At 43.6% G+C, this 11,964-nt stretch carries 8 protein-coding genes; all 8 read left to right on the plus strand.

The annotated features are described in order from the left end of the window. Nucleotides 1–53 precede the first annotated feature (53 nt). The 8 genes from H8S80_RS03765 (at nucleotide 54) to H8S80_RS03800 (ending at nucleotide 11,962) form a co-directional block, all read left to right on the plus strand. Complete coding sequence (locus tag H8S80_RS03765; protein ID WP_117630265.1) at nucleotides 54–938, plus strand: carbohydrate ABC transporter permease; 885 nt, start codon at nucleotides 54–56, stop codon at nucleotides 936–938. A gap of 13 nt (nucleotides 939–951) precedes the next feature. Beyond that, the gene (locus H8S80_RS03770) at nucleotides 952–1,809 is read left to right on the plus strand and encodes a carbohydrate ABC transporter permease (protein ID WP_117630266.1); all 858 of its coding nucleotides are present in this window, start codon (nucleotides 952–954) and stop codon (nucleotides 1,807–1,809) included. Between the two features lie 12 nt (nucleotides 1,810–1,821). Next, complete coding sequence (locus H8S80_RS03775; protein WP_117630267.1) at nucleotides 1,822–4,344, plus strand: glycosyl hydrolase family 95 catalytic domain-containing protein; 2,523 nt, start codon at nucleotides 1,822–1,824, stop codon at nucleotides 4,342–4,344. A gap of 11 nt (nucleotides 4,345–4,355) precedes the next feature. Beyond that, nucleotides 4,356–5,780, plus strand: a complete 1,425-nt coding sequence (locus H8S80_RS03780; protein WP_117630268.1) for a sulfatase family protein — start codon at nucleotides 4,356–4,358, stop codon at nucleotides 5,778–5,780. Nucleotides 5,781–5,804: 24 nt separating this feature from the next. Next, nucleotides 5,805–7,589: a sensor histidine kinase gene (locus tag H8S80_RS03785; RefSeq protein WP_117630269.1), complete on the plus strand. Its 1,785-nt coding sequence runs from the start codon at nucleotides 5,805–5,807 to the stop codon at nucleotides 7,587–7,589. Next, a complete protein-coding gene (locus tag H8S80_RS03790) occupies nucleotides 7,574–9,064 on the plus strand; it encodes a response regulator (RefSeq protein ID WP_117630270.1) in 1,491 nt (496 codons plus the stop codon). Before H8S80_RS03785 ends, H8S80_RS03790 begins: the two co-directional genes overlap by 16 nt. 291 nt (nucleotides 9,065–9,355) lie before the next feature. Further along, on the plus strand, nucleotides 9,356–10,870 hold the full coding sequence (locus H8S80_RS03795) for a sensor histidine kinase (protein WP_117630271.1): 1,515 nt from the start codon (nucleotides 9,356–9,358) through the stop codon (nucleotides 10,868–10,870). Nucleotides 10,871–10,945: 75 nt separating this feature from the next. Beyond that, nucleotides 10,946–11,962, plus strand: a complete 1,017-nt coding sequence (locus H8S80_RS03800; RefSeq protein ID WP_117630272.1) for an ABC transporter substrate-binding protein — start codon at nucleotides 10,946–10,948, stop codon at nucleotides 11,960–11,962. The last annotated feature ends 2 nt before the right edge of the window (nucleotides 11,963–11,964 follow it).

Genomic DNA, 11,964 nt, shown 5'->3' on the forward strand with positions numbered 1-11,964 from the left:
GATTGCGTATATGCATTCCTTTAGACCTCCTTTTCTTTTAAGGAGATGAAGATTTGAAAATAAAAAAACAGGAAAAAATATTTATTGCGGCATGTCTCTTTCCAGCACTGCTGCTGACCGTTGTGTTTTTTTTGGCACCTCTTTTCAGGGGACTTGCACTTTCTTTTACAAAATCGACTGCAACTAATATAGGCGGTGAGTTTGTAGGTTTAAAAAATTACATAGATTTGTTTTCAGACCCATATTTTTATCAGGCTCTTGGAAATACCTTTAAATTACTGCTGTTTGTACCATTCTGCTTAAATGCACTTGCATTGACCCTGGCCTTTTTGGTCACTCAGACACGTTTGAGAGAGCGGGGCTTTTATCGTTTCCTGTTCTTTTTCCCCAGCATTATATCGGCTACAGCTCTGGGCGTACTCTGGAGCAATATTTATTCTCCTACGCTCGGTATTGTGAAAAAACTCGGCGAACTTCTGGGAATAAGTTCACTTCAGTCTCTTGCTGTCCTTGGAAACCAAAAAACGGTTCTCATAGCTGTAGGAGTTGTTATGGTCTGGCAGTCAGTTGGATACTACATGGTTATGTACATTGCTTCCATTGACGGAATTGATACTTCTGTTTTTGAAGCGGCTACAATGGACGGGTGTGGGATTATCAAAAAGATAGTATATATAACACTTCCAATCCTTCGAAATATGATCAGCGTGACTTTTGTACTGTCATTGTCCAGTGCGTTGGCGATGAGTTACATTATCACATCGGTTATGACCGCGGGAGGACCCTCCGGTTCATCTACCGTTATTCTGTACTATATGTATAAACAGGCTTTTGAACAGTCGAACTTTGGATATGCCATGAGTGTGGCGGTGGTTACACTGATCCTGGCATTCCTGCTGTCCAAACTCTCCAGGTGTCTTACAGCAGAGCGGGAATAAAGGAGGAAAAAACGTGAATATCAACAAAAAACGAACAAATACTGTCATATTCTTAAGGAACCTTCCGGTAAGATTGATTTTAATAGTCTATAGTGTGATCGTAGGTTATCCATTGATCTGGACCGTCGTTATGTCATTTAAGACAAGCAGGGAAATCCTGACAGATCCCTGGAAGCTTCCGTCCGGATTTGCTGTAGAAAATTATATCAATGCGTTTACAAAAGCGAAGATGGCTGATTACTTCTTTAATTCTGTTGCTGTTGTAATTGTTGCGACCATTGTACTTGTGTTGATCGCGGTGCCCGCAGCTTACGTACTGGCACGCTTTCGGTTTCGAGGCGGAAAACTGATATTAAATGTGTACATGACCTGTATTTTCGTGCAGGGAACGTATCTGATGATCCCTCTGTTTCTTGAAATGATGAATTTTCATATGCTGAACAACAGATGGTGGCTTGCCGTGGTATATGCAGTCATGAACTTTCCCTTTACGATTTTTCTGCTGAATGGCTTTATGAGTTCCATCCCAAAGGAATACGAAGAGGCAGCAAAAGTTGATGGCTGTACGCCGCTTCAGACGATGATAAGGGTGATGCTCCCTATGGCAAAGCCGGGAATTATGACTGCAGTCATGCTGGCCTTTATGAGCTTCTGGAATGAATATCCTCTGGCCCTTATTCTGGTCCAGGATGATGAAAAAAAGACTCTTCCCATTGGTCTGGCTAACTTATTTGAAGTGCAGAAATTTGCAACAGACTGGGGCGCGTTATTTGCCGCGCTTGTCATTGTGTTAATACCTACCACTGTAGTTTATTCACTGATGCATAAAAAACTGACCAGTGGCCTCAGTGTAGGCGGATTAAAGGGATAAGGAGATTAAAATATGTACGGAGCAGTATCATTGAATAAAAATGGTCATTTGAATGTCCGGATTATGCAGTATTTAAAAAAACATAATATTGTATACCGATCACCACAGTATCGGGGATGTGAGGGATTCCCCATAGGAAATGGCAGTTTCGGAGGAATGCTGTACCACAGTGCGGATACGATTGAGATGACGCTTTCTCATACAGATGCCATCGATTTTACGAAAGACGGAAATTTTAAAGCGTGGGCCTGGGAGAGTGAGGAGGAGAATACGGCTCCTGCAGCGTGCGGACGGCTGTCTATATTTGATGGAATGCCGTCTTTTGACAAGCTGTATTTAAAGAAGTACTGCAGTACACTTTCCCTGGCTGAGGGAAGCGTTCAGATGGAATCGGAAACCTGTTTTTCAAAATACCATATGACGATGTTTTGCAGCAGGGAAAAGCAGCTTTTGTATTGCGATGTGAATGTCGATACTGTGGAAGACGTGGTAAAAACGGTAAGACTGACCCGCTGGGGAAGCAGAAACTTTTTTCACGACTATGAACAGATGGCTGAGTGCAGAGAAAAAAACCTGCAAAAAACCAGAACAGGGACAGAAAATGGCTGTCTCTATGTCATGCAGAAGCTGCGTGGCTCTATAACGCTGACTATGGTACAGGTAGCTGGTCAGGGACAGGTGATCGTGAATAACAGTCACAGCATCGAATACCAGGTGAATCCGAAATGCCGTCATTTTACTGTCTTTGTGCGCTGCCAGATCATAGAAACGGAAGAGGAGGCGGCCTCTGCCTGTCTTCAGTTTAAAGAAGAGGCAGAAGGTATTACAGCGGAAAAACTGATGGCTGTGCAGCGACAAGAATGGAAGGAATTCTGGATTAAATCCTTTGTTTATCTTCCGGATGATGATTATATAGAAAATTTGTACAATTCCTATTTATATTTACTCAACAGCTGTTCCAGAGGACAGTATCCGGTAACATTTGGAGGCATCTGGTGTCCTAATGCGGATATCCGAAACTGGGGACATTACTATCATTGGAATCACCAGCAGATTTATTGGGGGCTGCATACAGGCGGGCATTCAGAACTGATGGAAAATTACTACAACTATCGGGAAAATATGCTGCCGCAGGCACAGGCAGATGGAATGGTATTGTTCCATTCCAGCGGAGCGTTTTATTCGGATATCTCTAATTATAACGGATATCAGGCGCTGGAACCCGATACAGTCCGCAATCTGACACCTGGGGCGCAGATTGCCATGGATTTTTATAAACATTATCAGTATACGTGTGATGAAGTATTTCTGCGGCAGCGTGCTTATCCTATGATGAAAGCATGTGCAAAGCTGTATGAAGATTTATTGGAAGACAGTGATCAGGGATACATGATACGAGGCGGAAGTTCCTGTTATGAGAGCTACTGGATCCTAAAAGCAACAATGACGGACTGGGCAATGATTTCAGTATTGTTCGATGCGCTTACAGAAGCCTCTGTCGTGTTAGGCTGTGATGAAGAAAAGAGAAAAGAGTGGGAAACGATCCGGAGACGCCTTTACAGCCTGCCGCTATCGAGAGAAGATACTGGGAAAGGGGAGGCTACACTGTTGTCTCCAGGATTAAAGTGGGATAATATACCGGTCCGATTCGGGGAGGGAGAGTATCCCTTTAATACATTCGGCTTTAGTCAGCTGGCTGCTGTTTACCCATCAGGGGTTATTAGCCTGAAGGATCGGGGCAAAAAGGAATTTAAGGCAGCAGAAGCTACGTTTGAACTGGCTAAAGAACGGGACTTCATGGTGAGAAATTCTGAAGCAACAGCAGGACATAATGCAGCACCGGAAATTGGTGCCAGACTGGGAGATAAGAAGGATACCATGGAATTGATCCGTATGTTCGCCCTGAAATACCAGGTATTTAAAAATGGCACCTGTCATTTTGCAGACATCAGAAGCGGTAAACGCCATGAGGTAAAATACAGAACGCGTGTTATTGAATCTGGAATGCCTACAGATTGGAGAAAAGTCCACGAAAAGAATGATGGGAAGCGGGTATTACTGGATACGGAGGTCTTTTTGCATTGCTATTTTGAGGCCCATGCAAATATCTATACGGGGATAAATGAAATGCTGCTGCAAAGCTGTGATGGAATTATCAGAGTGTTTCCGGCTGCGGAACAGGGCATGAACGCAGCCTTTGAACTGTATGCTGCGGGAGGCTTTCGCGTGGTGTCGGAGATGGTGAGAGGGGAAATACTGTACGTGTCTGTCACGGCCAGTGTGCAATCTGACTGTCGTTTGGAAAATCCATGGGAGCAGGAAGAACCGATTCGTATTATCAGTCAAGACTGTGAGATCCCCTTTGAGGAGATGGAAGGGGTAGTAAAGTTTCACATGGAGGCGGATGAGATCTGCGTGATCGAACGATGTAATCGGCCGTTATGCTGCTATTATCAGAATGAGATTACAGGAAAAGAAAATACTGGAGTAAAGCAGTTCAAAGGGAATCAATTGGGCTGTGACCAGGAATTTTAAGGGGCGATGTTATGGAAAAAAAGTACAATCTTGTTATTATAACTCCTGACCAGCTGCGTCAGGATTATCTGGGGTGTTACGGACACAAAACGATTGGAACACAGCACATTGATGAACTGGCAGCAGATGGAATTACGTTGGATCATTGCTACTGTGCGGCACCTCTCTGCGCGCCAAGCAGAATCAGCTTTGCCACAAGTACCTACATGTCAGAACATGGCCACCGGAACTACTGGTCGGAAATTAGTCCAGATGTCCCCAATCTGGTTACCTCGCTTAAGAAGAACGGATACCGCACGGGGATGTTTGGAAAAAATCATCTGTTTACCTATGACAGGCTACACGAGGTATGGGACGAGATGGATGAGATATGTTTGGGGAATTATGACGGGATGGAGCAGTATCAGCACTCTTTTTCCTCCTTTACCATGGAGAAGGACCATCCCTTCCATATCAATCCCAGATTGACAGAAAAGGCGGAACAGTTTATCAGAGATAACGGCGGGCAGCCATTTTTTCTCTGGTTAAATTATCAGGACCCACATCCTGCATTTACCTGTCCGGCTCCCTATGATACCATGTTTTCACCGGCTGATATAGAGATCCCTGCTTCCGCATATGAGTATATAAAGGAAGAACAGCCGGTACGCTGTGAAGTATGGCGAAAGCATTCGGAGATGGATTTATGTGACGAGTTATCATACAGAAAAGCGATTGCATACTATATGGGACAGATTCGGTATATTGATGACTGCGTAGGGCGTGTGACGAAAGCATTGAAGCAGGAGGGACTCTATACGGATACTGTAATTCTGTTTTTTTCAGATCACGGAGAATTATTGGGGGATTACCAGATGTTTCATAAAATTCCAGTTTTCTATGATTGCCTGACAAAAATTCCAGTAATTGTAAAGTACCCGAACCAGGAGCACCGAGGAGAGAGAGTTGCCGGTCTGGTGGAAGAAGTGGATTTAGCGCCATGGCTTTTGGAGATACTTTCCATAGAACGGCCAGCCGTCATGATGGGGAAATCTCTTGACAGTTCTTTGAAATTAGGCGATTATAAGAAAGGGAAAGACAGCATTCTCTGTGAAGCAGGAGGAGGTGCTCCGACATATCAGAAACCAGTAAAAGATCTTCGTCTGCTTGCGCCGCATGTGCCGACTTCTTTTGGGCCGGGAGCTATGATTCGGAAAGAGAATTTTAAGCTCTCTGTCTATTTTGATGACAGATGCGAGCTTTATGATTTATCCTGTGATCCGAAGGAACTTCATAATTTATACGGAGAGCCCGATTATAGTATGGTTCAGTGGGAACTGACGGAAGCGTTGCTTAAAAGAATTCTGGGAACCAAGGTAAGAGATATCGGTTCTCTGGAATGGAATAAAGCTGAGTATCCGTGGGATGTCAGATTTGAGCCTTTGGAAATATCATAACAGCAGCGGAGGAGAATCCATCAGATGAAATTTGGGGCGGGGAAGATAAAGAAAGAAATAGTCAAAAGCATTCGAAAGCGAAGCATAGCAAAGCGGCTGCGTACAGCATTTATCTGTACCACAGTGGTTCCACTCATTTTACTGGGGATTCTTTTTTCTATATCATATGAACAGGATATGGAAAAGAAACTGACAGACACCTTTATGCAGGTGCTTCAAGGACTAAACAAGACGATGGATGTGACTATGACAAAATTTCTGGATTATTCCTATCCAATGATCGTCAGCGATCAGGTGAATGAACTTTTGAATACACCTGATTCGAAGGGGGAGGATACAAAGATAGAGGATATTGTGGCAGATAACAACTTGACTGAGTACTTTTGGTCGGAAAGCTATGACAATATTCTGCTGTATGACAATGAGATTACAATTGTCAGCAGCATGGGAGTGTCAGAACCTGATAAAGCTGGTATTATGGCGGTTGTTGAAAAACTTTCGGCGACTGGAAAGAATCATTCATGGAGCTGTGTTATGACGGACACGGGGAAAAATGCCATTACATTTTTAAAGCGAATATATTCCAAGAGTGAGAGGGGAAAGCAGATTGGTTACATCTGCTTTGTATTTAATGAAAAACGATTGTTCCAAAATATATATAAAGATGTAAATATTGGAAACGATTCGGAGATCTTTGTTCTGGATCGTGAGTTACAGTATCTTTCCCTTAAGCATGAAAAAACTAAAATTGGCAGCAGTGCGGCAGAAGATATCCCGGAAATAAAAGAGAAGATAACTGGGGATAAGGGAAACTTTACCACGGTTTATAATGGCAGGCGCAGTCTGATCGTTTATCAGTATAACAAAAAACTGGACTGGACACTTTTGACTGTGGTAGATCAATCTTATATTAGTCAAAATATAATACATATGGTGATATTGACTGGAACGATGGTTATCCTCATCATTATTCTGAGTCTTTTTATTGTATCAGTTATTAATGAAACAATTGTAATTCCAATATCCAGGCTTGTTGAGTTCACTGACCAGGTATCAGGCGGAAAGTATGACCTTACCATTTCAGATAACTCCGAAGATGAGATGGGAAAGCTGATACGCTATTCGGATAAGATGGTGAAAAGACTTGTATGGTATACCAGAACAATCGAAGAAGAGGGAAAGAAACGGAGAAAGCTGGAAATCCAGAATCTGCAGTATCAGATACAGCCCCATTTTCTTTTTAATACGCTGAATACATTCAAGTATATAGCCATTATCAATGGAGTGGAGTCTTTGGGAAATGGGATAAGTGCATTGTGCAGTCTTCTGAAAGATACTGTGTATGGAAAGGAAGAGATGATTCCATTGTCTGACGAAATACGCAATGTGCAGAACTATATCTGCATTCAGGAATTTCGGTATACCGGCTGTATCAGGATGGTATATGAGGTGGAAGAAGCGGCCGGTGTATTTAAAGTTCCGAGACTGCTTCTGCAGCCATTGACAGAGAACAGTATTGTACATGGGATGAAAGAGGAGGTTGCAATTACCATATCTATAACAGCGAGGCTTGAGGAAAACGATTTGTATCTGGAAATCCAGGATGATGGAAAAGGTTTTGTGGCAGAACTGACGAAGGAAACGAAAAAACAGAGATTTTCTGGTATCGGTATGGAAAACATTGCTGAGAGAATTCAGCTTATTTATCAGGGAAAAGGACAGTTTCTAGTGTATTCTGCACCGGGGAAGGGAACGAGGATTGTCATAGTGATACCGGGAAAGGGGGAGCTGCCATGTACAGAGCTTTGATTGTAGATGATGAAGATATTATAAAGATCGGGCTAAAAACTATTATTGATTGGGAACAATTAGGATTTGAAATAGTTGGAACGGCAGAGGATGGTTTGGAAGCCATTAAGAAGGTGGAGGAATTATCTCCGGATCTTATCATTACAGATATTATTATGCCCCGGATGGACGGAATAGAGTTGATGGAAGAACTGAAAAAACGGGGATTTGCAGGTAAGATTATTGTTTTGAGTAACTATGGCGAAGTTGATTACGTGAAACGTGCCATGAAACTGGGAGCAGAAGACTATATATTAAAGGTATCTTACAGTAAAGAAGAGTTTGCGGTTTTATTAAAAAAAATGGCGGCGCTGCTTGGGGAATCTGGTAAAGGCAGGGCAGAAGACCGTGACGATATCCGGACGAAGGCGAGTTTACATCAGGAATCGATGCCTGTTTTTGGCCATCTGTTTCTCATCGTACTCCCGGAGCATATACAGAAATTTACGGACACGGAGTACGAAAAGTTTGTCCGAAAGATCAGAATCGTTCTTGAACAGGTTCTGGAGGGCAGAAAGAAACTGGAAATTGACTTTGTTAAAAAAACTCACATAAAGGTTACATTTCAGACTGATCAGGAAAGATTGCCGAAGGACAGCAGTATTCCAGCCAGAATTGATAAGACGCTTGCACTCTATCTGATGTTAAAGAGCTCCGTGATTTATAAGATAAATAATTATGGGGAACGGGAGATGATGGAAGCATATGAGCAGTGCTGGGATAAAGCCGGCGCAGCTTTTTATGGTCCGCTGGTGGCGGCTGAGGAGGATATTTTATTTGAAAAGATCAGCGATATATTCGATTTTATCTCGGTGACTAACCGTTACAGAGGTTATATCAGAGACTGGAAGTTTGAAAAAATGCAGGATGAGATCCAGAGTATTGTGTTGAATTTTCAAGAAAAGATGGTAGACCCTTTTGAGGTGAAGGATTTTATCCGTCAGATTATCATCGCAGTGCAACTTTATTTTGATGAGACTTACCATATAGAGGTCTTAGATGGATACCGAAGCCAGATCCATGAATGTCAGCAGATATCGGAACTCCTTTTGATGATAAACCACAGTATGGATGAAATCAATAAGCGTATCATGGAGATATCGTGGCAGAAAGAGGACTTAGAACTTACAGAAAAAATAAAAAAATATATACAAAAGAATATTGACCATAAATTGACACTTAATGAACTTGCAGATTATGTAAATTTTAATCCGAACTATATCAGTGGATATTTCAAACAGAAGACCGGACAAACACTTTCCTTTTACATTAATAATCAGAAAATGATTTATGCCAAAAAACTTCTGGACGGAGGTCAATATAAAATTAAAGAGATATCGGAAATGGTTGGCTATGATGACGCCTTTTATTTCAGCCGCTGCTTTAAACGATATTTTGGCTACTCTCCGAAGAATTTACTAAATATCGATCTATAGCGAGTCTGCCAAAGCATTTACAATTGTTTGGAAATAGAAAGCGGGAGGAGTGGTCTGTCTATGGAATCCAGTTGGATAGTCCCCCTCACCAAAAGGCCCCAAGCCGCGAAATGATGTAATCCTACTTTCGCAGCTTCCGGCCTTTTTTGCTGCCGCCCTTTCACAACTTTGCATTATCCCCCATTTATCATCAGCTCCCCGCGAAAAGCCGCCAGGCTTTTTATTGCTTAAGCGTTGATCTCATTGTATAATACCCATGAACAGAGAATGTTTTACTTAGGGGATAAAGAGATGAAACGTGACGCTTTGTGGCAAAATGGTTCGAATAAGAGCCCGATCCGGTTTTCGATCAACAAAAAAATATTGATGCTTGCGGCGGCGATTGTCCTGCCATTTTTCATTGTTGTGGTGGTTTTGCTGGTTTCTATGATTCAGTACAGCAGGGTGTACGATAAGATCGTCAGCGATATGACCATTGCCAATAATTACAATCTGAATTTTAAAGATGAGATGGACGAGAGCCTCTATAAGCTTGTGGTGGGATATGTAGACTTTGGAAATATTTCTGAGGACGAGACGTTAAAGGATCCCTATGCCTTAATCGGAGAGCTGCGGGCGGAGTTTACGAAGCTGAAGGATATCACCACGGAGACAGAGAGCCGCGTGTGGCTGGAGACCCTTTTACGGAATATCGACACCCTGGAAAAGAGAGTGGATGATATTTTCGAGAACATCAGAATCGGTGGGCGGTATGATGAAAATATCCAGGAGCTGGATAATAACATCTACATCCTGACAGAACTGATTCAGGACGATATCCAGTATTATATCTATTACCAGACGAAGGCCATGGAGGTGGTCACAGGGAATTTGAAGCAGCAGATGCAGAGCTTTATTATCGTGTGCGGGCTCCTGGTGCTGTTTCTGGTGGTTTTGACAGTTATAGCGACATGGCGGATTACAACCGGTATTCTGCGGCCAATTAAAGTGCTGTATGATGCGACCAGACAGGTCTCGGAGGGGGATTTATCAGCAAGGGCCGACGTCTGCTCAAAAGATGAGATAGAGATCCTGGCCAACGGGTTTAATGATATGGCGGCCAATATGCAGACGCTGATCGGGCAGATCAAAGAGGATGAGCAGAAGATGCGGCGGCTGGACCTGCGCCTTTTACAGGAACAGATCAATCCCCATTTCCTGTATAATACCCTGGATACGATTGTCTGGCTGATCGAGGATGAGAAGGCGGATGAGGCGGTGAACATGGTGGTGTCCCTGTCCAGCTTTTTCCGGCTGGTGCTCAGCAAGGGGAAAGAGATTATTACGCTCAGGGAAGAGGAGCAGCATATCAGCAGTTACTTAAAGATTCAGGAAAGACGGTATCGGGACATCCTGGAGTATGATATCCAGATTGACGATGCGCTGTACGATTATCAGATTCTGAAGCTGTCGCTGCAGCCATTGGTTGAAAATGCCCTTTATCACGGCATAAAATATAAGCGCTCCAGAGGCTGCATCCATATCAGCTGTGAGAAAACCGGAGAGGTCCTCCACCTGGCGGTCAGTGATAATGGAATCGGTATGGATGAGGAAGACTTGGAGCAGCTGCGAAAGGAAATCGAGCGTCCCTGCCGTGAGACGGAAAAAGGATTTGGCCTGGCAAACGTTAATGAGCGGATCCGCATGTATTTCGGGACCGGCTACGGAATGAAAATAGAGTCTGAAAAGGGAAGAGGAACCATTGTGGAACTTATAATACCGGCGATTAAAATTTATGAGAGTCTGCCGGATGACGTTCCTGGATAATCGAATGAAATAAGAACGTAAAACTCATGAAAATACGAGTGTCCGCTGTGGAAAGCATAGAAAGGGTAAATACATATGGAAATACCGGCAAAGAAAATACATACTTTTTTCATTCCTCTGCTGTTCCTGGTTCTGATTCTGTCCGGCTGTGTAAAAGAGTACGGGAAGGAAGATACAGAGAATACAGTCGATGAAAATCTGATCGTGGTGGGAGTATCTCAGGTAGGCAGTGAATCCGTGTGGAGAACTGCCAATACGGCTTCCATTCAAAATGTCCTTACCAAAGAAAATGGATACTTTATGATCTTCAATAACGCGAGGCAGAAGCAGGAGAATCAGATTAAGGCACTGCGGAGCTTTATCTCCCAGCGGGTAGATTATATTGTGTTTTCTCCTATTACGGAGGACGGTTGGGAGACTGTGCTGCAGGAGGCGAAGGAGGCAGGAATTCCAGTCATTTTAATCGACCGTAAAGTGAATCTCAGCGATCAGTCATTATATACGACGTGGATCGGCTCCGATTTTTACAAGGAGGGGAGAATGGCCGGAAATATCCTGGACGAGTATCTGACGAAGCAGCACAGGCAGGAGGAGAGCATCCGCATCGTGGTTTTACAGGGAACCGAGGGAGCGACGGCCACGATCGGCCGCACGAACGGATTCAATGAAGTCGCAGAAGCCCACGATAACTGGTTGATCCTGGAGCAGGCGGATGGGGAGTTTACGACGGCAAAAGGACAGGAAGAGATGGAAATGCTGCTGCACCGGTACAAAGATATCGATGTGGTGATCTCACAAAACGACGACATGACCTTCGGTGCGCTGACGGCCATACAGAATGCAGGGCTTACGGCTGGAGAGGACGGAGACATCATGGTCATCTCCTTTGACGCGGTGAAAAGCGGGCTGCAGCTGGTGGATGAAGGGCTGGTTACCGCGGACATCGAGTGCAATCCCAATCAGGGCGAATACGTTGAAACGGTCATCAGAAAACTGGAGAACAACGAGGCCGTGGCAAAGCTGTATTTTGTTCCGGAAACGGTATTTACAAAGGAAAATGTGAAGGACGCCCTGGAGAAGAGGACTTATTGATG

The sequence above is a fragment of the Hungatella sp. L36 genome (assembly GCF_014288035.1).

What these genes read in the sequence shown, in the direction of transcription:
- H8S80_RS03775 (WP_117630267.1), top strand. Translation starts at nt 1,822, where the DNA reads ATGTACGGAGCAGTATCATTGAATAAAAATGGTCATTTGAATGTCCGG.
- H8S80_RS03780 (WP_117630268.1), top strand. Translation starts at nt 4,356, where the DNA reads ATGGAAAAAAAGTACAATCTTGTTATTATAACTCCTGACCAGCTGCGT.
- H8S80_RS03785 (WP_117630269.1), top strand. Translation starts at nt 5,805, where the DNA reads ATGAAATTTGGGGCGGGGAAGATAAAGAAAGAAATAGTCAAAAGCATT.
- H8S80_RS03790 (WP_117630270.1), top strand. Translation starts at nt 7,574, where the DNA reads ATGTACAGAGCTTTGATTGTAGATGATGAAGATATTATAAAGATCGGG.
- H8S80_RS03795 (WP_117630271.1), top strand. Translation starts at nt 9,356, where the DNA reads ATGAAACGTGACGCTTTGTGGCAAAATGGTTCGAATAAGAGCCCGATC.
- H8S80_RS03800 (WP_117630272.1), top strand. Translation starts at nt 10,946, where the DNA reads ATGGAAATACCGGCAAAGAAAATACATACTTTTTTCATTCCTCTGCTG.